At 61.1% G+C, this 21,663-nt stretch carries 21 protein-coding genes; 8 read left to right on the top strand and 13 right to left on the bottom strand.

Translation table 11 applies throughout. The annotated features are described in order from the left end of the window. Nucleotides 1–4 precede the first annotated feature (4 nt). Genes PMI03_RS23810 through PMI03_RS23800 form a run of 3 tightly spaced genes read right to left on the bottom strand, consistent with a single transcriptional unit; the run spans nucleotide 5 to nucleotide 6,343 of the window. Nucleotides 5–1,612, bottom strand: coding sequence for a carboxyl transferase domain-containing protein (locus PMI03_RS23810; RefSeq protein WP_007699354.1), 1,608 nt, complete (start codon nucleotides 1,610–1,612; stop codon nucleotides 5–7). Between the two features lie 36 nt (nucleotides 1,613–1,648). Next, nucleotides 1,649–2,812 carry an isovaleryl-CoA dehydrogenase gene (locus PMI03_RS23805; RefSeq protein WP_007699351.1) on the bottom strand — a complete coding sequence of 388 codons (1,164 nt, stop codon included), beginning with the start codon at nucleotides 2,810–2,812 and terminating at the stop codon, nucleotides 1,649–1,651. Nucleotides 2,813–2,842: 30 nt separating this feature from the next. Next, a complete protein-coding gene (locus tag PMI03_RS23800; RefSeq protein ID WP_267900829.1) occupies nucleotides 2,843–6,343 on the bottom strand; it encodes an indolepyruvate ferredoxin oxidoreductase family protein in 3,501 nt (1,166 codons plus the stop codon). Nucleotides 6,344–6,612: 269 nt separating this feature from the next. Between PMI03_RS23800 and PMI03_RS23795 the strand changes: the two genes are divergently transcribed. After that, on the top strand, nucleotides 6,613–7,272 hold the full coding sequence (locus PMI03_RS23795; RefSeq protein ID WP_007699347.1) for a glutathione S-transferase family protein: 660 nt from the start codon (nucleotides 6,613–6,615) through the stop codon (nucleotides 7,270–7,272). Between the two features lie 7 nt (nucleotides 7,273–7,279). Here the strand turns inward: PMI03_RS23795 and PMI03_RS23790 are convergent, their stop codons facing one another. Then, nucleotides 7,280–8,176 (bottom strand): LysR substrate-binding domain-containing protein, encoded by an 897-nt coding sequence (locus tag PMI03_RS23790; RefSeq protein ID WP_007699342.1) that lies wholly within the window; start codon nucleotides 8,174–8,176, stop codon nucleotides 7,280–7,282. Between the two features lie 148 nt (nucleotides 8,177–8,324). On the opposite strand from PMI03_RS23790, the gene PMI03_RS23785 reads away from it, so the two are divergent. Then, complete coding sequence (locus tag PMI03_RS23785; RefSeq protein WP_007699339.1) at nucleotides 8,325–8,510, top strand: hypothetical protein; 186 nt, start codon at nucleotides 8,325–8,327, stop codon at nucleotides 8,508–8,510. A gap of 6 nt (nucleotides 8,511–8,516) precedes the next feature. On the opposite strand, the gene PMI03_RS31880 is transcribed toward PMI03_RS23785, so the two are convergent. Beyond that, nucleotides 8,517–8,837, bottom strand: a complete 321-nt coding sequence (locus PMI03_RS31880) for a hypothetical protein (protein WP_174016467.1) — start codon at nucleotides 8,835–8,837, stop codon at nucleotides 8,517–8,519. A gap of 110 nt (nucleotides 8,838–8,947) precedes the next feature. Between PMI03_RS31880 and PMI03_RS23780 the strand changes: the two genes are divergently transcribed. Further along, the gene (locus tag PMI03_RS23780; RefSeq protein ID WP_007699336.1) at nucleotides 8,948–9,304 is read left to right on the top strand and encodes an MmcQ/YjbR family DNA-binding protein; all 357 of its coding nucleotides are present in this window, start codon (nucleotides 8,948–8,950) and stop codon (nucleotides 9,302–9,304) included. Here the strand turns inward: PMI03_RS23780 and PMI03_RS23775 are convergent, their stop codons facing one another. Both PMI03_RS23775 and PMI03_RS23770 read right to left on the bottom strand, forming a co-directional pair. After that, nucleotides 9,305–9,925 carry a glutathione S-transferase family protein gene (locus PMI03_RS23775; protein ID WP_007699333.1) on the bottom strand — a complete coding sequence of 207 codons (621 nt, stop codon included), beginning with the start codon at nucleotides 9,923–9,925 and terminating at the stop codon, nucleotides 9,305–9,307. A gap of 182 nt (nucleotides 9,926–10,107) precedes the next feature. Then, entirely contained in the window at nucleotides 10,108–10,464 is a 357-nt protein-coding gene (locus PMI03_RS23770; RefSeq protein ID WP_007699330.1) for a hypothetical protein, read from the bottom strand. A gap of 126 nt (nucleotides 10,465–10,590) precedes the next feature. Here PMI03_RS23770 and PMI03_RS23765 point away from each other — a divergent pair, with 126 nt between their 5' ends. Further along, on the top strand, nucleotides 10,591–11,346 hold the full coding sequence (locus PMI03_RS23765; protein ID WP_007699328.1) for a DeoR/GlpR family DNA-binding transcription regulator: 756 nt from the start codon (nucleotides 10,591–10,593) through the stop codon (nucleotides 11,344–11,346). Nucleotides 11,347–11,352: 6 nt separating this feature from the next. On the opposite strand, the gene PMI03_RS23760 is transcribed toward PMI03_RS23765, so the two are convergent. Next, nucleotides 11,353–12,360: an asparaginase gene (locus tag PMI03_RS23760; RefSeq protein ID WP_007699325.1), complete on the bottom strand. Its 1,008-nt coding sequence runs from the start codon at nucleotides 12,358–12,360 to the stop codon at nucleotides 11,353–11,355. A 156-nt stretch (nucleotides 12,361–12,516) separates the two neighbouring features. Next, entirely contained in the window at nucleotides 12,517–13,143 is a 627-nt protein-coding gene (locus PMI03_RS23755) for a metalloregulator ArsR/SmtB family transcription factor (RefSeq protein WP_007699323.1), read from the bottom strand. Nucleotides 13,144–13,244: 101 nt separating this feature from the next. Here PMI03_RS23755 and PMI03_RS23750 point away from each other — a divergent pair, with 101 nt between their 5' ends. Then, nucleotides 13,245–14,669, top strand: coding sequence for an MFS transporter (locus tag PMI03_RS23750; RefSeq protein ID WP_007699320.1), 1,425 nt, complete (start codon nucleotides 13,245–13,247; stop codon nucleotides 14,667–14,669). On the opposite strand, the gene PMI03_RS23745 is transcribed toward PMI03_RS23750, so the two are convergent. The 4 genes from PMI03_RS23745 to PMI03_RS23730 form a co-directional block, all read right to left on the bottom strand. Further along, nucleotides 14,650–15,648: an NAD(P)H-quinone oxidoreductase gene (locus tag PMI03_RS23745; RefSeq protein ID WP_007699317.1), complete on the bottom strand. Its 999-nt coding sequence runs from the start codon at nucleotides 15,646–15,648 to the stop codon at nucleotides 14,650–14,652. The two genes, PMI03_RS23750 and PMI03_RS23745, sit on opposite strands and share 20 nt — an antisense overlap. A gap of 81 nt (nucleotides 15,649–15,729) precedes the next feature. Continuing rightward, nucleotides 15,730–17,535 (bottom strand): GGDEF domain-containing protein, encoded by a 1,806-nt coding sequence (locus tag PMI03_RS23740; protein ID WP_007699314.1) that lies wholly within the window; start codon nucleotides 17,533–17,535, stop codon nucleotides 15,730–15,732. A gap of 210 nt (nucleotides 17,536–17,745) precedes the next feature. Further along, a complete protein-coding gene (locus tag PMI03_RS23735; protein ID WP_007699311.1) occupies nucleotides 17,746–17,997 on the bottom strand; it encodes a type II toxin-antitoxin system ParD family antitoxin in 252 nt (83 codons plus the stop codon). 230 nt (nucleotides 17,998–18,227) lie between these two features. Then, entirely contained in the window at nucleotides 18,228–18,776 is a 549-nt protein-coding gene (locus PMI03_RS23730) for an HdeD family acid-resistance protein (protein ID WP_007699310.1), read from the bottom strand. Between the two features lie 147 nt (nucleotides 18,777–18,923). Between PMI03_RS23730 and betI the strand changes: the two genes are divergently transcribed. The 3 genes from betI to betB are packed head-to-tail and all read left to right on the top strand — an operon-like array spanning nucleotide 18,924 to nucleotide 21,620. Next, a complete protein-coding gene (gene betI / locus PMI03_RS23725) occupies nucleotides 18,924–19,514 on the top strand; it encodes a transcriptional regulator BetI (RefSeq protein ID WP_007699308.1) in 591 nt (196 codons plus the stop codon). 1 nt (nucleotide 19,515) lies between these two features. Continuing rightward, nucleotides 19,516–20,157, top strand: a complete 642-nt coding sequence (locus tag PMI03_RS23720; RefSeq protein ID WP_007699306.1) for a glutathione S-transferase family protein — start codon at nucleotides 19,516–19,518, stop codon at nucleotides 20,155–20,157. Next, the gene (gene betB, locus PMI03_RS23715) at nucleotides 20,157–21,620 is read left to right on the top strand and encodes a betaine-aldehyde dehydrogenase (RefSeq protein ID WP_039974614.1); all 1,464 of its coding nucleotides are present in this window, start codon (nucleotides 20,157–20,159) and stop codon (nucleotides 21,618–21,620) included. Before PMI03_RS23720 ends, betB begins: the two co-directional genes overlap by 1 nt. Nucleotides 21,621–21,663: the final 43 nt, after the last annotated feature.

Genomic DNA, 21,663 nt, shown 5'->3' with positions numbered 1-21,663 from the left:
CTCCTCACATCCTGAACAAGCCAAAGCGCGTGTCTTCGATCGGCGCGTTGAGTGCGGCCGACAGCGACAGCGCCAAGACATCGCGGCTCTTGCGCGGGTCGATGATGCCGTCGTCCCAAAGGCGCGCCGAGGCATAGAGCGGGTGGCTCTGGGTTTCGAACATTTTCAAGGTCGGCTGCTTGAAGGCTGCCTCTTCCTCTTTCGTCCAGGGCTTGCCGGCGCGTGCTAGAGCCTCGCCGCGCACGGTCGCGAGCACACCTGCCGCCTGCTCTCCGCCCATGACGGAGATGCGGCTGTTGGGCCAGGTCCAGAGAAAGCGCGGCGAATAGGCACGGCCGGCCATACCGTAATTGCCGGCGCCGAAGGAGCCGCCGATCAGCATGGTGATCTTCGGCACCTTGGTCGTCGCCACCGCCGTCACCAGCTTGGCGCCGTTCTTGGCAATGCCCTCGGTCTCATACTTTCGGCCAACCATGAAGCCGGTGATATTCTGCAGGAAGACCAGCGGGATTTTACGCTGCGAGCAAAGCTCGACGAAATGCGCGCCCTTCATGGCCGATTCCGAAAACAGCACGCCATTGTTGGCGATGATGCCGACGGGGATGCCGTGAACATGGGCGAAACCGCAGACCAGCGTCGCGCCGTAGCGTGCCTTGAACTCATCGAAGCGGGAGCCGTCAACGACGCGGGCGATCACCTCGCGGACATCATAGGGCGTGCGCAGATCGGAGGGCACGATGCCGAGGATTTCCTCCGGATCATAGAGCGGCGGCTCCGGCGTGCGCAGCTCGACAGTCACCGGCCTGTGGCGATTGAGATTGGCGACCGCCTGCCGCGCCAGGGCCAGCGCATGGGCATCGTCGCGCGCCAGATGGTCGGCAACGCCGGAAAGGCGCGTATGCACGTCGCCGCCGCCGAGATCTTCGGCAGAAACCACTTCGCCGGTCGCGGCTTTGACCAGCGGCGGACCTGCTAGAAAGATCGTCCCCTGCCCCTCGACGATGATGGTCTCGTCGGACATGGCCGGGACATAGGCGCCGCCCGCCGTGCAGGAGCCCATGACCACCGCGATCTGCGGAATGCCGGCCGCCGACATATTGGCCTGATTGTAGAAGATCCGGCCGAAATGATCGCGGTCCGGAAAGACCTCATCCTGGTTCGGCAGGTTGGCCCCGCCGGAATCGACCAGATAGAGGCACGGTAGATTGTTTTCCGCTGCGATTTCCTGCGCCCGCAGATGCTTCTTCACCGTGACCGGATAGTAGGTGCCACCTTTGACCGTGGCGTCGTTGCAGACGATCATGCAGTCGCGGCCGGAAACGCGGCCGACGCCGGTGATCAGGCCTGCGCCCGGCGCTTCATCGCCATAGAGGCCATGTGCAGCCGTCGCGCCAATTTCGAGGAAGGGCGTCGCCGGGTCGATCAACCCCGCTACCCGGTCACGCGGCAGCATCTTGCCACGTCCGACATGCCGCTCGCGCGCCTGCGCGCCGCCGCCTTCCGCCGCCCGCAATGCCGCCGCCTCGGCCACGCCGATCGCTTCCAGCATGGCGGCACGATTGTCCCTGAACCGGTCCGAATGGGTGGAGGTCTCTGATTTCAGGACGGTCATGCGGCATCACCAATGTGTTGGGGTGAAATCTCGAAATCAGATGGTTTCGGCAAACAGCTCCCGCCCGATCAGCATGCGGCGGATTTCAGAGGTGCCGGCGCCGATCTCGTAGAGCTTGGCGTCGCGCAGTAGCCGGCCGGCGGGGTAGTCATTGGTATAGCCGTTGCCGCCGAGCGCCTGGATGCATTCGAGCGCCAAGGCAGTCGCCTTTTCGGCTGCATAAAGGATGCAGCCGGCGGCGTCCTTGCGGGTCGTTTCGCCGCGATCGCAGGCGGCGGCGACGGCATAGACATAGGCGCGGGCGGCGTTCATCGTCACATACATGTCGGCAAGCTTGCCCTGCATCAGCTGGAACTCGCCAATCGGCTGGCCGAACTGCTTGCGCTCGTGCAGATAGGGCAGCACGACATCCATGCAGGCGGCCATGATGCCGACAGGACCGCCGGACAGCACGACGCGCTCATAATCCAGGCCGGACATCAGCACGCGGGCGCCGCCATCGACCTGACCCAGCACATTTTCCGCCGGGACTTCGCAATCGATGAAAATCAGCTCCGAGGTGTTCGAACCGCGCATGCCGAGCTTGTCGAGCTTCTGGCCGACGGAGAAACCCTTGAACCCCTTCTCGACCAGGAAAGCAGTGATACCGCGCGGGCCGGCATCCGGCGTGGTCTTGGCGTAGACGACCAGTACTTCGGCATCGGGGCCGTTGGTGATCCACATCTTGCTGCCGTTCAAGATGTAGCGATCTCCGCGCTTTTCGGCATGGAGCTTCATCGAGACGACATCGGAGCCGGAGTTGGGTTCCGACATGGCAAGCGCGCCAACATGCTCACCCGAAATCAGCTTCGGCAGGTAGCGCGCCTTCTGCGCCTCGCTGCCGTTGCGGTTGATCTGGTTGACGCAGAGATTGGAGTGGGCGCCGTAGCTCAGGCCAACGGAGGCCGAAGCGCGGCTGATTTCCTCCATGGCGACCGTATGCGCGAGATAGCCGAGGCCGGCGCCGCCATAGGCTTCGTCGGCGGTGACGCCGAGCAGACCGAGATTGCCCATCTCCCGCCAGAGCTGCATGGGAAAGCCATTGTTGCGATCGATCTCGTCGGCAAGCGGCGCGATGCGCTGGCCAGCAAAGCGGCGCACGCTGTCGCGCAGCGCCTCGATCTCGTCGCCAAGCGCGAAATTCAGTCCCCCGTCATACATGGCTTGCTCCTCCCGCTTCTCTCCTGAACATCACGCCGCGTCGGCGGGAACGTGCTGCTTCTCCTGCGGCATTTCATAGGTCTTCAGCTTCTCGGCGATCCGCGCCATGACCTTCCGGGCGGCCTCCTCCTTGACCGGTCCGTAACCTCTGATCTCATCGAACAACGACAGAATAGCAAGGGCCTCTGCTTCATTATCCGCGCGCAGGCGGCTGAGAACACGCTCGGCGATTGCTTCATATTCGCCGATCAACCGGCGCTCGAGCCGACGTTCGGCCATATAGCCGAAGGGATCTAAGGCGGTGCCGCGCAGCCGCTTCATCGGCGCGAGCCAGCGCAGCAGCGGCAAGATCCAGGCGCCGAATTCACGCTTCCTGGGCCGGCCGTTCGGGTCTTTGCCGGCGAGCATCGGCGGGGCAAGATTGAGCGCCAGCTTGAAATCGCCTTCCATCTCATCACGCAGATGCGCCTCGAAGGCAGGATCGGTCAAAAGCCGCGCCACTTCATATTCGTCCTTATAGGCCAGCACCCGAGCATAGGTGACGGCAACGGCGAAAGGCACCTTGTCGGAAAGCTGAGCCTTGGCGGCCGCTGCCGAGGTCCGCGTGACGAAAGCGTCATAACGATCGGCAAGGGTGGCATTCTGATAGGCGGTCAAATGAGCCTTGCGATGGGCGATCAGTTCGCCGAGGCTCATCTCCACCAGTGTCTTCTTGGCGTCCGGCTCGGACATCATCTCATGTACGGATTGCGGATCATGTGCCAGCAGCCGGCCCCAATGGAAAGCGGAGAGGCTGGCCTTGACCGCCACGCCATTGAGCTCGATCGCCTTCTCGATCGCCTCCAGCGACAGCGGCAGCAGGCCGCGCTGCCAGGCGAAACCAGTAAGCAGGATATTGGTCGACATGGCGTCGCCGGTGACTTCGCTCGCAACATGGCCGAAATCGAGGAAGACAGATTTGTCGGTGACGGTCTTGGCGATCGCATGCTGCACCGAACCGACCTTGAAATCGAAATCGCGGTTGCGGACGAAATCGGCGACCGGCATCAGGCCGGTGTTGACGATGGCGGTGGTGCGAGCGGAAGAGCAGAGCGTGATCGCGTCCTTGGAGGCGCCGACCACTTCGTCGGCGGAAAGCAACAGGTCGGCGCCACCGTTAACGATGCGCGACGAGGTGACGTCGGCCTGATTGTGGCCGATGCGCAAATGGCTCATCACGGCGCCGCCCTTTTGCGCCAGGCCCGCCATATCAAGGATCATCGGCACCTTGCCGTCGAGATGAGCCGCCATGCCGAGGATGGCGCCGATGGTCAGAATGCCGGTGCCGCCGACGCCGGCGATGGCGATATTCCACGGCCGCTCGCCGATATCGGGAACCTCCGGCATTGGTACCTCGGCATCGGCATGTTCCAGCGCCTTGCGCTTGCGGCGCTTGCCGCCATGAACGGTGACAAAGGAGGGGCAGAAGCCCTTCACACAGGAGAAATCCTTGTTGCAGCTCGACTGGTTGATCTGGCGCTTGCGGCCGAATTCGGTTTCCAGCGGCTCGACGGAGATACAGTTGGACTGCACCGAGCAATCACCGCACCCTTCGCAGACGGCGGGATTGATGAAGACGCGCTTGGCCGGGTCTTCAAGGAGACCGCGGCTGCGACGGCGGCGCTTTTCCGCGGCGCAGGTCTGGACATAGACGATGGCCGAGCAGCCCTCGGTCTCGCGCAGCGTCAGCATGACCTGATCGATATTGTCGCGATGCATGACCTTGACGCCGGGCGCCAAATCCGATGCCCGATAAGCCTCAGGACTTTCAGAGAGCAGATAGATCGGCGTGACGCCTTCGCCATGCAGCTGGCGGGTGACGAGTTCCGGCGTCAGATAGCCGTCGATCGGCTGGCCGCCGGTCATGGCGACGGCGTCGTTATAGAGTAGCTTATAGGTGATGTTGACCTTGGCGGCGACGGACTGGCGGATGGCGAGAATGCCGGAATGGAAATAGGTGCCGTCGCCGAGATTGGCGAACATGTGCTTCTCGTCGGTATAACGGGCGATTGCCGTCCACGGCACGCCCTCGCCGCCCATCTGCGTGAAGGTCTCGGTCTTGCGGTCCATCCAGGTGACCATGTAGTGGCAACCGATACCAGCCATGGCGCGGCTGCCTTCGGGAACGCGGGTCGAGGTGTTGTGCGGACAGCCGGAGCAGAAGAACGGCGTGCGGTTCACCGGTGCGACATGGGTGCGGCTGATCTGACCGCGCTCGGCGAGGTAGGTGAGCTTGGCGGCGATGCGATCATGCAATGAGGAATCGAGATCGAGCTTGACGATGCGGCCGGCAATGGCTCTCGCGACCGCGCCGACGGTCAGTGCCGCCGACAGGCTGAGATAAGGCTTGTCGTGCTCGTCGAACTTGCCGACGATGCGCGGGCGGACATCGGAGCGCCAGTTGAAGAGCTGCTGCTTGATCTGGTTTTCGATGATCTCGCGCCGCTCCTCGATGACCAGCACCTCGTCCAGCCCTTCGGAGAAATGCCTGACCGCTTCCGGCTCCAGCGGCCAGGGCATGCGGACCTTGAGGATGCGCAGGCCGATCGCCGCCATTTCCTTCGGGCCGATCTCCAATTCGCGCAGCGCCTGCAGCACATCCTCATAGGCCTTGCCGGAGGAGATGATGCCGAAGCGGGCGTTGGGTACATCATGGGTGACTTCATCGACGCGATTGGCGCGGGCGAAGGCGATGGCGGCATAGGCTTTGTAGGTCTGCAGACGGTCGTCCTGCACCAGCGGCGGATCGGGCCAGCGCAGGTTCAGGCCACCGGGCGGCAGTTCGAAATCGGTGGGCAGCACGAATTGGCGTCTTTCGCCGGAGAGATCGACGGCGGCCGTCGTCTCGATGGTGTCGGCGATAAACTTCATGCCGACCCAGCAGCCGGAATAGCGCGACATGGCGATGCCGAGCAGGCCGTATTCGAGGAATTCGTGAATGGACGAGGGATAGAGGACCGGAATGACCGCCGACATGAAATCATGGTCGGTCTGGTGCGGAATGGTGGAGGATTTGGCGGAATGATCGTCGCCGGCAAAACAGAGGACGCCGCCATGCTTCGATGTGCCGGCGGCATTGGCATGTTTCAGCACGTCGCCCGATCGATCGACGCCGGGGCCTTTGCCGTACCAGATGCCGAGCACGCCATCCTTGCGAACGCCGGGCGATAAACCAACTTGCTGTGTGCCCCAGACGGCAGTGGCCGCGAGGTCCTCGTTGATGCCAGGCTGGAAGGTGACGTCATGCGCGTCGAGATAGGTCTTGGCTTTTAGAAGCTGCTGATCGTAGCCGCCGAGCGGCGAACCGCGATAGCCGGATATGAAGGCGGCGGTGTTGAGACCGGCAGCGCGATCGCGGCGCATCTGGGTCATAGGCAGACGCACCAGCGTCTGCAGGCCGGTCATGAAGACACGGCCCTCGTCTGCGGTATATTTGTCGTCAAGCGATACGCTCGTCGCCAGCATCTGCTCTCCTCCCGAGATCGCAGTCACCAATTGCGCATGGACTTCTTCGCCGAATGCCTCCTACCGCATCCGATGAAAACCATGAGTCGAATCTAACATGCACGGAGGCTAATTTCCGAACAAAGGAGGTGAGCAGACAGCATGATTTGCAAAGATTCCGGGTGGCTTGCAGATATTTTCGTGCTTAGTCCCGTGCACCCATCAAAAGCTTTCATCCAGATATCAGCGAACACCCCTTCCTTTCGCCAATAGCCGCCAATACCCTCGCCCCACCCAAAACACTTCGGAGACGGAACATGCTGACAATCTATGGCGTCTATCGCTCGCGTGCATCGCGCAATTACTGGATGGCGGAAGAACTCGGCATCGAGTTCAAGTCCGTGCCGGTCATTCAGGCCGGCCGCATCGCGAATCCGCTCGCCACCGATGCTCCGCTCAACACGACGTCGCCGGAGTTTCTGGCGATCAACCCGATGGGCATGATTCCCTGCATCAAGGATGGCGCTCTCGTCATGCATGAATCGCTCGCCATCAACCTCTATCTCGCCCGCAAATATGGCGGCCCGCTTGCCGGCAAGACGGTGGAGGAGGAAGGCCAGCTTTTGATGTGGACCATGTGGGCGGCAACCGAGGTGGAGCCCTATTCCGTTGCGCTCGTCAGGATCTACGACAATGGCCTGGAAGGCAGCGAGGCCGGCAAGGCCGGGATCGCGGTTGCCTGCCGCTCGCTGAAGAAGCCGCTGGACGTGCTGGAACAGCATCTTCAGAACCAGGATTATATCGTCGGGGATCGCTTTACCGTTGCCGACCTCAACACCGCCGAGGTGCTGCGCTACGCACAGACGGAGCAGCCCCTGTTCGACAGCCGTCCGAAGGTGAAGGCCTGGATCGAGCGCTGCCAGTCGCGCACCGCATACAAGGCGATGCAGGCAGGCCGGGCCAAAGAGCCGGCCTGAGGCCTGCTCACTGGAAGAGCCTCATGCTTTCTTCCATCTCCTCGCGGATCCACGCTTTGAAGGCGGTCACCTTCTTGGCTTCTCGCACGCCTTCGGCCGTGATGAAATAGTGACCGAAGCCGGTCTTGGCGCGGATGCCGAAGGGATCGACGAGGCATTGCTGTTGCAGCGCATAGGCCGCCAGCGTCTGCCAGGCGAGCATCACGCCCTGGCCGGCCATGGCGGCGTCGAGGCAGAGCGAGGCGTCGTTGAAGACATGCCGCTCTTCCATGCATCTGCCGGCAAGGCCGACCTGTTTCAGCCAGACATCCCAGGTAAACATGGCGTGCCCGTCAATCACGGCGGGCACCTTTAAGAGATCCGCCGGCTCCTTGAGCGTGGCGGCGATCTGCGGCGTGACGACGGGAAAGACCTTCTGCGCGAGCAGCAGCTCGGATTTGACACCCGGCCATCGGCCGCTGCCGACGCGGATGCCGATATCGACATCCGATGTCGCCGGATTGACCAGTTGCGTGGTGGCGTCGATGCGCAGGCGGATATCCGGATGCCGCTTGGCAAAGCGGTCAAGCCTGTGCACCAGCCAGCGGGCGGCGAGAACCGGCGCGACCGAGATAGTGAGAATGTTGTCGTCACGATACTGCGCCACGGTCACCGCCGCCGATAGCGCCTGAAACCCCTCGCCAAGCCGCGCCAGCACCGCGATACCCGCCTCCGTCACCGCCATGCCCCTCGGCGTGCGTTCGAAGACCGGCCGGCCCAGCTGCGCCTCCGCCTTGATCACCTGCTGGCTGACGGCTCCAATGGTCACGCCAAGCTCATCGGCGGCCGCCTGCAACGAACCCAGCCGGCCGACCGCCTCCAGGGCACGAAGCCCATTCAGATGAACGCTGTTGAGATTTCTCATATAGAATATCTATATCAGCATCCCGGCATTCTCAATTGAAATTCAGCGCGAAATGCGCGATCATTACAGCATAGAGTTGAAACTTGCCGCCACAGACCCACTGAATGCCCGATGGGCGCATATTCGCGGAGAGACGAGGAGGCATGCCATGTCGATACTGAAGCTTTTCTTCAATCACCTGCTGGACGAGGATCGCGAGCGCGAAGACGATCCGCTCAGTCATCCCGTACTGGAGGCCATGTCGCTGGAAGAACTAGCCGACCTGCCGCTCATGCCCGAAAATCTGGGGCGGAAAGCGGATGAGCGGGACAAGCGACCGACGGAATGTGCGTGAGTGCGTTCATGGTGAAGCCCAGTGATAGCTTTCCAGAACTCTCCTGTCGCTATCAAGAGAAATGGACCATGCCTCAAGGCCGGGAATGAGGTTTTCATACCACAATCTTTCAACGCAGGGCGTGGTACAGTTCGTATATGCGTAACCAGGATATAGCCGGTCCGGTTTTTCGCGCGCGGTCGGGCGTCCGAGCTTGGTCAGAACGACTTTTTCCGTATTGCCTACCGCAACAGTTTCAAAAGCCGCACGCCATCTTCGATCGTAGTGAAGATGCCCCTCTATAATTGACAAGAACGCTATCACGACGATGGCGTTCGCAAGTATCACTCGACCCTCTCGACTGATCGGCATATGGCTCTCTACAACGTTAGAGTTGCCTCCATATCCAATGGCTTATATTCTCTTTTGCTCGGACACAACCAGAAAGAGCATGGCAGATGGGCACTGACATCGGCAATATTCTGCAGCGCCTTTTGCGGCTCGTAACAGCAGCCCACTTGCCCGACGTCGAAACCAGTACCCATTACGGCCTGCCGGCGCTGAAAATCGGCGGCAAAGCATTCGCCTCGATCAAGAACACCAAAACCATTGTGCTGTCCCTGCCCGTCGACCGCAAGGAACAACTGATCGAGATGGCACCGGAGATCTATTTCCAATCGGATCACTATATCGGCTGGCCGTCGCTGCCGCTGCGCATCGCCGAAATCGGCGATGCCGAACTGCAGTTGCGGCTGATCGAAGCCTGGCGGTTTCGCGCGCCGAAAAAGCTGCGAGCCGCCTTCGAGACCATCTGATCAGCTCTGCTGGGCTGCAAGCGCCCTTTGCACGGCCGGGCGTTCCAGCATGCGGGCGTGATGAGCACTGACCTTTTCGAAGCGGGCCAGATCGACGCCGTCGCCGGGCAGCCAGCGCGTCAGGGTGAAGAGGTAGCCGTCCGCGACGGTATACTGCTCACCCATGACCCACGGGCCTTCCAGCATCGTCTCCTCGATCAGGGCAAAGCTCTCGCTCATGGTCTGCGGCACCTTGGCCTTCATCGCCTCGATTGCTGAGGCATCGTCAGTCCAGCGATGGCCACGCATCTTATGGGCATGATTGATATGCACGGTCGAAGCGAGATAGCTGTTGAAAGCCTGCATGCGGGCGAATTCGAAAGGATTGTCGAGCGGCGCCAGCTTTGCCTGCGGGGCGATCTGGGCGACATAGGCGAGAATCGCTACATTTTCGGTAATGACGCCCTTGTCGGTGATCAGCGCGGGAACGCGACCCTTGGGATTGATCGCCAGGTATTCCGGCGAACGCTGCTCGCCGTTGGCGAAGCTGATGGGCCGGGCTTCGTAGGCGAGACCGGATTCTTCAAGCGCGATCAGGCTTGCGAGCGCACAGGTGCCCGTTGCAAAATAGAGTGTCGGCATATTCTGTTCCTCGGTTCGACTCCGAGGAAAGCTAAAGGCATCCGGGCAAATACGGAAGTGGCTGACACTGATACTTGCCATGAAAGCTTTTGATTGATGCGGAAGGGCGTGCCCATCCCCATGACGCGACGCTGGAAACCGAAGGCCCGCACGTCATGCCATGAAGATGGGCGGCAAGTTCCTTAGGCGCAGCCAGGCACATCCTCCAGCCGATGCCAGACGGGAATGCCGCGTTCGCGGGCAATGCGAACATCATTGTCCGCACCCTTGGATTCGCCTGGCAATCTCAAAACACCCTCGCAAAGTTGCAGTAGCCGGTGGGCGGTCGGGTGGAAGATTTCCTCATAGAGATCGTCGCCGATGCTCTTGCCGCCGGCGGCGTGCCAGACCGGCAGGGCGACCCATTCGCCGATCATCGGCAGGTGCCCTGCCCTGAACAGCGCATGGGACGGCTCTTCCAGCCGCTTGAGATTTTCGGCCATCTTTTCGGGATCGTCCCCGGTTCCGGAGCGATAGGGTCCGGCAATCAAGATCAACATGTCACATCTCCTTTTTCTCCTGCCGCTTGCAGGAATTTGCACGAAAATGCATTAAATTTCTTGATTGTCGACTCATTTCTGGTAAATTCACGATACACCATGAATTATCGTGCAAAAGCAGGCAGCATGCTCACCAGTCAACGAAAGACCCTCATCCTCGATATCCTGCGCCGCGACGGTCAGGTGATCGCCAAGTCGGTCGCGGACGATCTCGGTCTGTCAGAGGACACGATCCGCAGGGATCTTCGAGAGATGGCGGCGGAAAAGCTGCTGAAGCGCGTGCATGGCGGCGCGCTGCCGCTCTCACCCGAACTACCGGATTTCTCGGCGAGGCAAAACGTGTCGTCGGAGGTGAAGCGTCAGCTCGGCGCCTATGCGGCGGGGATGGTTCGGCCGGGACAGACCGTGTTCCTCGATGGCGGCACAACGAATGCGGAAATCGCCCGCCACCTCCCCAGGGATTTTGCCTTCACCATCGTTACCCACAGCCCAACGATCGCAGGCGAACTGGAGCATCACCCGACGGCCGAAGTCATCCTGATCGGCGGCAAACTCTACAAGCATTCGATGGTGGCGACGGGGGCCGTGGCGATGGCGGCGATCTCGCTGGTGCGGCCGGACATCTTCTTCCTCGGGGTCACCGCGATCCATCCCGCCCGCGGTCTTTCGACCGGCGACTTCGAGGAAGCCGCCATCAAGCGGCATATCACCCAATGTTCGGCGGAAACCTATGTGCTGGCGACACAGGAGAAGCTGGATGCCGCCTCGCCCTGCCACATCCTGCCCATCACGGCGATTTCGGGCATGATCGTGCCGTCTAACGTTGCGGAAGGAAGTCTCGCACCCTATCGAGACGCCGGAGTGAGCATCCTCGTCGCGTAAGCCGTATCAAGCTGTCAGGACTGTCGTCGCCCTGATATCGCCGACATGAATGCGGTTCCAGTTGTTCAGCGCCTTATTGGCCATGGCCATCAAACCCGAGTTGATATCACCGCCCTTTTCAAAGAAGCGGGCGAGTGTGGCCGCCACCATGGCCTCGGCGGCGCGCGTTGTGCCATCATCGCATTTGACGGCAATCGCAACGCCCTGCTCGGGGATCGCCGCGCAGAAGACGCCTTCGGCGCCGGTCTTGGCGAAAATCCGGCCGGGAGCGATCTGCATCAGCTTCGTGCAGGCGCGATCGGTGCCGGCGACATAGAAGGGCTCGGCCATGCAGGCGTCGAACAGGCGGCGAGACGCCTTGGCGCGCAATGGCTCCAGTCCGTTACCGGTCGCCATCCTAGCAAAGCCATGCGCCAGGCTCCTGAGCGGCACGGCGTAGCTCGGGATGGCGCAGCCGTCGATGCCGCAATTGTCATGGCCCAGCGGCGTGTCCGTCAGGCTCTGCATCGTCGCGCGGATCTGCTGCTGCAGCGGATGGTCGTAGCCGACATAGCCCGTGGGATCGATGTCTTGATGAGAACAGGCGCAGATGAAACCGGAATGCTTGCCCGAACAGTTGTTGTGCAGCGCCGTCGGCTTGTCGAGAGTGCGCGCCTGATGGATAATCGTCTTCTGGTCGAAGGACCAATGCGCGCCGCATTCAAGCGTGGTCACATCACGACCGGCACGCGCAAGCATGGACGCGGCCAGCGCCACATGCTCGTCCTCGCCATTATGCGAAGAGCAGGCCAGCGCCAGCTCCTTATTACCGAAGCCATAGGCATCCGCCGCGCCGCTTTCGACCAGTGGCAAAGCCTGCATCGCCTTACAGGCGGAACGCGGAAACACGCCGTTTTCGATATCGCCAAGTGAGAAAACCAGCTTCCCGTCGCCATCGACCGCGGCGACCGATCCACGATGACGGCTCTCAACGAGATTTCCACGGGTGACTTCGACGCAGACAGGATTGGACATGATGGAAAGCGCTCTTTGATTTGCGGGATGAGGTATTGTTAGTCGCTGCTGGGAGGGTTGCCAATCGGCATATAGTGGCAGCGGCTATCTGGTTACAAAGTTGGTGCAGATGGGCGTCATTCGGGCTCTCGGCTTGAAACTGACCGTGCCCCTCCTTCAGACAGCAGCTCGAATCCTGTACGCACAACGCCGCGCCCCGAGCAGAATATGCTCCTCCCGCTCCACGCTTGCCGCCAGCGCCTCACGAAACGTCTCGAGCTCCGACCGACAGAAGCCGGCGCAGACGCTTGCGGCTGAACAGATGGGGCAGTGATTTTCCACCAGGATGACGGAGCCGTCCTCCTCCAACCAATGATCGGCCATGTAGCCTTCGCGCGTGCGGATGGCCGCAAGCGTGGCAACACGCGAAGGCAGGTCGGAGCCGATGTCGATTTCGCTGCGGTAACGCTTCAGTGTCTCCACCTCGCGGGCTGAAATCACCGCGTTGACCGCCCCCTGCCCAAGCTGGTCGGCCATGGTCGCCAGAAGCGTCGCGGTGAGGTCAGCATGGCCGTCGGGAAACTGCCGGTTGCCGGTTGCCGTCAGGTGCCAGAGCTGTCGCGGCCTGCCCCTGCCCGAGGACGCCTCCGTCACCGGCTCGACCAACCCCTCCTCCGCCATCTTCGTCAACTGCTGGCGCACCGCTTCCGACGATATGCCAAGCGCGCTGCCGAGGGCTGCTGCAAGCTGCGGACCATCGGTTTTCAACAGGATCAGGATTCGGTTGATGGGCGACTGACGCATTTTTCCAAGTTTTCTCTTGTTTTAATTCTACAGCGATGTAATTTTCCAATCTATAACTTGGAAAATAAACATTCGCCAGGGAAAATACCGAGGAACATCCGATGTCCAGCATCGACCACGCAGATACGTCCCGCTCCGACTCCATCTTCACTCTCTTCTCACCCCGGCTCCTCCCCGCGACATTGATGCTCGGTGGTGGCGTCACCCTCTATGCCGTCGAATCCTACATCACCGCGACGCTCGCGCCGTCTATCGTTCGAGACATCGGCGGCCTGGAGCTGTTTTCCTGGATGACGACGCTTTTCGTTGCGGCCGGCGTGCTCGGCTCGATCACCGTTGCGACACGGCCGAGAGGCATGGGCCTGCGCGCGGTCTATGTTGCGGCGGCGCTGATATTCGGCGCCGGAAACCTGATCTGTGCCATCGCACCCACGATGCATGTCGTGCTGGCCGGCCGCGCTGTACAAGGTTACGGCGTCGGCATGCTCGCTGGCCTCGCCTATGCCTTTATTCGCTTCGTTTACCCCGAGCCGATGTGGCGCAAGGCCTCCACGCTGTATGCGGCAATATGGGGCGTCGCCACGGTGCTCGGGCCGACGCTCGGCGGAATGTTCTCCGCCGGTCATGCATGGCGCGAGGCCTTCATTATTCTCGTGCCTGTGGCCGGTCTCATGGCCCTGTCGGCGCGATGGCTGTTGCCGAAGGTCAAGGACGATCGCGCGGAGGGGAAAACGCCGCTGGTCCAGATCGCACTTCTGCTCACGGCAGTCCTGCTAACGAGTTTTGCGAGTACAAGCGATCATGAATCCTACAAGATCCTGCTGATCGGCCTATCTGTCGCTTTCATCGCGGCCATGTTGATCTTCGAGAGCAAGGGGCAGACCCGGCTCCTGCCAAAGGGCGCCGTCACCCTCGCCAAGCCGATATCCCGGCTCTATCTGATGATGTTCACCATGATGCTGGTGCTGACGAGCGATATCTACATCCCTTACTTCCTGCAAAACCTGCACGGCGTCGCACCGCTCGCCTCCGGCTACCTCGTCGCGCTGGTGGCACTCGGCTGGACCGTGGCGGCCTTCTTCAGTGCCTCGTTTTCGGGACGGCAAGCCGTCATTGCGATCATCATCGGCTGCGTACTTGAAACCGCCTCCACCGCTTCGTTGATCCCCTTTGTCGCCAGAGACAATCCGGCCGGCCATCTCATCTGGGTCGCGCCCGCTGTCATCTCCATGTTCCTGATGGGCTTTGGCGTCGGTCTTGGCTGGGGACATCTGATCGCCAGAATCATCAGCCTTGCCGACCAAACAGAGCAGGACAAGGCTTCGGCGGCCATCTCGATGGTCCAATCGCTCGGCGGCGCCTTCGGCGCAGCGCTCGCAGGCGTCATCGTCAACAGTGCCGGGCTCGCCCATCCCGGCGGCATCGCCGGCAGCCTATCGGCGGCGACATGGCTCTATACGCTGATGGCCCTGCCCGGCCTCGTCGCCATCGCCATGTCGTTCACTCTCAAGCCAGCTTCAGCATGATCTTGCCGATGTGATTGCTGGTCTCCATCAGCCGATGCGCGTCGATGACGTCGTCAAAGGCGAAGGTCTTGTAGATGACGGGGGCAATCCTGCCCTCGTCGAGCAGCGGCCAGACCTGCGACAGGAGGTCGTCGCGGATGGCGCGTTTCTCTTCCGCTGTGCGCGGACGCATGGTCGAACCCGTCACCGTCAGGCGCTTGACCATGATCGGCTGCAGATTGGCCTTTTCGGCCACCGAGCCACCGAGGAAGGCGATAATCGACAGGCAACCGTCCTTGGCGAGCGAGGCCAGGTTCTTTTCGAAATAGGCAGCACCGATCATGTCGAGGATGATATCGACACCGTGGCCGGTTTCCGCCTTGATCACCTCGGCGAAATCTTCGTCCTTATAGTTGATCGCCCGCTTCGCGCCGAGCTTCTCACAGGCCTCGCATTTCTCCTTCGAGCCAGCGGTGGCGTAGACCGTGGCGCCGAAAGCATAGGCAAGCTGGATCGCCGTCGTGCCGATGCCGCTGGAGCCGCCATGGATCAAGACGCTCTCGCCCTCGGTGAGACCGGCCATCTGGAAAAGGTTGGCCCAGACGGTGAAGAACGTCTCCGGCAACGCCGCCGCGCGAACGGCATCATAGCCGTTCGGAAACCGCAAAGCCTGGCTGGCCGGGAGAACGCAATATTCGGCATAGGCACCGCCGTTGGCGAGACCGCAGACCTTGTTGCCGATGGCAAATTCCGTGACGCCGCGCGCGACATCGACGACTTCGCCGGCAACTTCCAACCCGAGCATGGGGCTGGCATCCTTCGGCGGAGGATAGATACCCTGCCGTTGCGCCACATCTGGCCGGTTGACGCCGGCCGCCTCGACCCGAACGAGGATCTCGCCATCTTTCAACACCGGCAGAGGCTTGCGGGCGATGGTCATGACCTCGGGCGCACCGAAGGACGGCAAATCCACAAAACGCATTTCAGACGGCAAGCGCATAGCTCGACTCTCCTCATCCCAGCAAAGCAATGGAGATAGTTTAGCGCATGCGGCTTGAAAAGAAGCGGGTATGGGAGGGCGTCAATTCGTCTCGCCCAGGCTCAGGAACGAAATGCCGATTTCGCTCTCCTTCGCCCTTGCCTTGATGCCGGCGATCGAGGTGCTGACGCGGTTGATATCGTCGATGACCAGCCCCTCGGGCAGCTCGAGAATGCCGATGGAGCAACGCATCAACGGGAACATGGCCTCGGCGCCGCTGCGGTCATGACCACGGATACGGCCGGCGGTGCGATCCTCGGGCGAATAGAACTCCAGCACATCGGCGTGGAAATCGGCAAGCAGCCTGTCGAGGATTTCACGCAGCTCTTCCACAGTCCAGCCGGAGACGCCGATGAAGAAATCATCGCCGCCGACATGACCGAGGAAATGGCGCTCGGCGAAGAAATAACGCCGCATCAGAGCGGCGAATAGCGAGATGGCGTGGTCACCAAGATGGAAGCCGTAGGCATCGTTGAACGGCTTGAAATTGTCGAAGTCGAAATAGCAAAAGTGCCTGACCTCATCGCCATCGCGGCCGGTGCTCTGCATGAAATCATGAATGGCGCGGTTGCCCGGCAGGCCGGTGAGCGGGTTCTGATCCTGAGCGACCTTGAGCTGCTTTTCGTTGATGACCTTGATCAGCGAGGCGGCCGAGACGATGCCGGCATAATGCGTGCCCTCGGTGACGATCAGGCAATCGCTGCTTTCCATATTGGCGAAGATCGCCATTAGCGTGTCGGCGTCGGAATCCAGGCCGACGATCGGCGCCATCTCGACGAAATGGGAAATCGAGCGTTCATAGACCTTGTTCTTCAGGAGGTCGCGGCCGAAGGGCTGGTAAATATATTCCTTGAGCTGGTACTCGTGGATGATGCCGCGCGGTTCGCCATTGGCATTGACGACGGGGAAATAGGCGCGACGCGGATTGCGGCGGAAGAGTTCGAAAACGCTGTCGATGCTGTCGTTCTCGCCGATGGTCGGCAGCACCTCGATCTGCTTGCGAATGAGAACCTCGTCCAGCGATTGGCTGTTGCGCGCCCTCTTGCCGAGATCCTGCAGATGCGGAAAGGCGGGCTTCAGCTCGTTGACCAGCATCGTCGGGCGGGCGATGAACCAGCCCTGGACGAGATCGACGCCGAATTCGCGGCAGGTCAAAAACTCCGCCTCGGTCTCGATCCCCTCGGCGATGACGCGGGTGCCGAGGACATGGGCGATATTGACGATGTTTCTTAAGATGTGCCGCTTGCGGGCGTTGCGATCGATATTGGCGACGAAATGCCGGTCGATCTTGAGATAATCGACAGGATAGTCAGCCAGGAGCTTCATTTCGCCATGACCGACGCCGAAATCATCGATCGCCAGCTTGAAACCGGCATCCCGCATCTTGGCGACCAGATCGGAAAACTCCGGCACGCTGGTATTGTCGAAGCGCTCGGAGAGTTCGAAGCAGATGGAGGACGGCGCAATGCCGGCCTTCTTCATATACTGCAGCAGACCATCGACCAGAACGTCGCCCTGTGGGATCAGGCGGACATCGAGATTGAGGAAAAGGGTTGCGGTGCCAGCATTGGGGAGCGTCGCGAATTTCGCCACTGCCCGGCTCGTCACCATCTGCTCCAGCCCCAGGAGCTGGCCGCTACGCTCGGCCTCATCGAGAATTTCGATCGGGCTGTCGAAACCGATCCGCTCCTGCCCGCGCATCAAGGCTTCATAGCCGAAGACCGCACCCGTGCCGGCTTCGACGATCGGCTGGAAGGCATTTTCGATCACGAGTTTGGCGAGCGTGACAATCTGGTCGCTGGCATACCGGCGCAATACGCCAGGCTCGACGGCGGCAGTCAGGGACATGCCCATCTCCACTAAAGAATTTTTGATCTAAGTTTTTGAGTAAACTTTGGATTTGTCGCGTTTTCGGCCCAAGATGGGCCACAAGCGTCAACGAAACCTTTCCCCTATGTGAAAGTTTCGTGAATGGTAAAACAACGTTAACCATAAATGCTGCCGCCACGATCCGGGGATCGACGACACCGGCTTCGCAAGATGCGAAGTCCTCGACACTCAGTTATGCCGGTGTGTTTCCGCCTCGTAATCGGCGAACATGTCGGCAACGCATCGGCTGCTCTTTACCGCGCCATCCGGATCATTGGCCGCACGCGGCACATCGCAGATCTCACCACGCTTGCGCGCGGCATCCCACATGCGCAAAGCCTCGCGCACGACCTCACTGCTCGATGCATAAGTACCTGTATCGACGGCCGCTCGGATGCCGGCAGCCTGAAGCGGAGAGATGGAAACCGTTACCATCGGCATGATATTCCTCCCTTGTAGTTCTTAAGCAGAATTTTTCGCTGGAGACCCGCTCCAGATGTGTAGCCGGAGCCTTCAGGGCGCGTCTCCATAAACACGCATGCTCTCGACTATGGCACCGAGTACTCTGTCGTTCAGTGCCGCTCCATTCCGCATGACAGCCTCTAGAGGGTAATCCCGCTCACGCCTCTTGTCAAAAAGTCGCACTTCGTTACCGCCGGTTGTACGCGCTTCTATCGCCTGAGCGCAAAGCCGAAAGCCATCAGCGTCCAGCCCTGGAACGTCAGGTCAACCGCGAGGAAAAGGCCGAGAACCCAGAGGCTGTTGACCGGCCAGCCGAGCGCAATGGCAATGCCGGCAAGCGCGGTGACCACGCCGCCGATGACGATCCAGACCCAGCCCCGCTCCGGCTTCAGCTTGCGGCCGACCCAGACGCGAAATGTACCGGCGATCAGCAGTGCGATGGCCAGAAAGAGCGTCAGCGCTTCCGAGGCGAGCAAGGGATTGGCAAAGGCAAGAATGCCGGCGAGCGTATAGAGCAGGCCGCTCAATATCCAGAACAGGATATGCTCCCATCCCCGCACCTGAAAGGCATGCGCAAGATGGATGATGCCGCCGATCAGCATCAGCATGCCGACATAATAAACCGATGCGACGGTGGCGACGAAAAGATTGCCGAAGGCGATGGCGCCGCAAACGAGCAGAAATACACCAAGCGCTACAAACCACCCCCATTTTTCGCGCATTGCAGACGGGGGAACCTCATCCAGAACATTGACCATGACTGCACCTCCTCCTCAAGAGTATGGCACAGAAATGCAACTCGGAAAGGGGTAGCGGATTTTCAGCCCATACCCAGCCGCCAAGTGATTTTTTTATTGATTGATCAGTCAATCAAAAATACACTACGGTAATCTCGGGGGTAAATGATGCCGAAAGTCGGAATGGAACCGGTGCGCCGCAAGGCGCTTGTGGACGCGGCGATGCGCGTGATCGGCGATCACGGCTCGCTGACCGTCACCATGTCCGAAATCGCCAAGCAGGCCGGCGTTTCCCCGGCGCTTGCCCATCACTACTTCGGCAGCAAGGAACAGTTGCTGATAGAGACCGTCCGTCATCACCTACAGCGGCTGCGCGACAGCACAGTGACGGCGATGAGGGCCGCAAAGACGCCGCGGGAAAAACTGTCCGCCGTCATCCATGTCAGCTTCCACGCAGATCAATTCGCGCCGGAGACGATTGCAGCCTGGCTCGCCTTCTATGCCGAAGCGCAGCGGTCCGAAGAGACCCGCCGCTTCCTCGTCATCTATGCCCGGCGGCTGCGCTCGAACCTGCTCGCAAATCTGAAGGCGCTATGCCTCTCCGACGATGCCGAGCGCATTGCCGAGGGTGCCGCCGCCATGATCGACGGGCTCTATATCCGCCAGAGCCTGCGGTCGGCGCCGATCAGCATCGAAGGGTCGATCGCGCTCACCGAAGATTATCTGACGATGCACCTGAACGCACTGGGAGGCCGATAGAATGCTGACCGTATGGGGCCGGAAATCGTCATCGAACGTACAGGCGCTGATGTGGTGCATCGGCGAGCTTGGTCTTGACTACAAGCGCATCGACGCGGGGTTCACCTACGGGGTCGTCGACACGCCGGAGTTCCTCGCGATGAACCCGAACAGCACCGTACCGGTCTTGCGTGACGGCGAGGGTGAACCGCTGTGGGAAACAGGCGCCATTCTGCGCTATCTCGCCGAGCAATATGCGGCTGAGGACTTTTGGCCGAGAGAACCTAGTCGCCGCGCCCAGATCGACAAATGGGCGGAATGGGCGAAGCTCAATGTGGCGCTGAGTTTCACCGCCCCGGTGTTCTGGCGCGTAGTGCGGGCCGCGCGGGCCTTGCGTGACGACGCTGCCATCAGTGCCGCCCTTGCCCTTCTCAGCAAAAAGTTCGACATCGCCGAGACGCAACTTGAACAGCATCGCTTCCTTGCAGGTGAGAAGCTGACGCTGGCCGACATCCAGTTCGGCCACGTTCTCTATCGCTATTTCGACATCGACATTCCGCGTCCTCCCCGTCCCCGGCTGGAGCGCTACTACCGAAACCTGACCGAACGACCTGCGTTCCAAGAGCATGTCATGGTGTCTTACGAAGAATTGAGGGTCCTATGATGCGTGCACAACCGAAAGCCTCCCATTTCATCGACGGCGAATATGTCGAGGATACCGACGGCACCGTCATTGAAAGCATCTATCCGGCAACCGGCGAAGTGATCGCCCGGCTGCATGCCGCAACCCCCGCCATCGTCGAGCAAGCAATCGCCGCTGCCAAGCGCGCGCAGCCGGAATGGGCGGCGATGAGCCCGACGGCGCGCGGCCGCATCCTGAAGCGCGCCGCCGACATCATGCGCGAGCGTAACCGCGAACTTTCGGAGCTTGAAACGCTCGACACCGGCAAGCCGATCCAGGAAACCATCGTCGCCGATCCGACCTCGGGTGCCGATAGCTTCGAATTCTTCGGCGGCATCGCGGCTGCCGGCCTCAACGGCTCCTACATCCCGCTCGGCGGCGATTTCGCCTATACCAAGCGCGTGCCGCTCGGCGTCTGCGTCGGCATCGGCGCCTGGAACTATCCGCAGCAGATCGCCTGCTGGAAGGGTGCGCCCGCGCTGATCGCCGGCAACGCCATGGTGTTCAAGCCTTCGGAAAACACCCCGCTCGGCGCGCTGAAGATCGCCGAGATCCTCATCGAATCCGGTCTGCCGAAGGGGCTCTACAATGTCATCCAGGGCGACCGCGAGACCGGACCGCTGCTGATCAACCATCCCGACGTCGCCAAGGTATCGCTGACCGGCTCTGTGCCGACAGGCCGCAAGGTCGCGGCCGCCGCCGCTGGAAGCCTCAAGCACGTCACCATGGAACTCGGCGGCAAGTCGCCGCTGATCGTCTTCGACGATGCCGACATCGACAGCGCCATCGGCGGCGCCATGCTCGGCAATTTCTATTCGACCGGCCAGGTCTGCTCGAACGGCACGCGCGTCTTCGTCAATCGCAAGATCAAGGCTGAATTCCTGAAGCGTCTGAAAGCGCGCACCGAAGCCATGCTGATCGGCGACCCCATGGACGAGGCGACGCAAGTCGGCCCGATGGTGTCCTGGGCGCAGCGCGAAAAAGTGCTGTCCTATATCGAGAAGGGCAAGGCCGAAGGCGCGACTCTGGTGGCCGGCGGCGGCATTCCGAACAATGTCTCCGGCGAAGGCTATTACGTACAGCCGACCGTCTTTGCCGACGTCACTGACGACATGACCATCGCCCGCGAGGAGATTTTCGGGCCGGTGATGTGCGTTCTCGATTTCGATGACGAAGCGGAGGTCATCGCCCGCGCCAACGACACGGAATTCGGCCTGTCCGGCGGCGTTTTCACCGCCGATCTCACCCGCGCCCACCGCGTCGTCGACCAGCTCGAGGCCGGGACGCTGTGGATCAACGCCTACAATCTCGCGCCGGTCGAAATCCCCTTCGGCGGCTCCAAGCAATCCGGCTTCGGCCGCGAGAATTCGCTGGCGGCGCTGGAGCATTATTCCGAGCTGAAGACGGTCTATGTCGGCATGGGGCCGGTGCAGGCGCCTTATTGATACACCAGGTCGCCGCATAGTGGCGGCTGGGGGTGACCAGCCG

The organism is Rhizobium sp. AP16 (assembly GCF_000281735.1).
GTDB classification, from domain to species: Bacteria; Pseudomonadota; Alphaproteobacteria; order Rhizobiales; family Rhizobiaceae; genus Rhizobium; species Rhizobium rhizogenes.
This window is presented reverse-complemented; position numbering and strand designations above follow the sequence as displayed.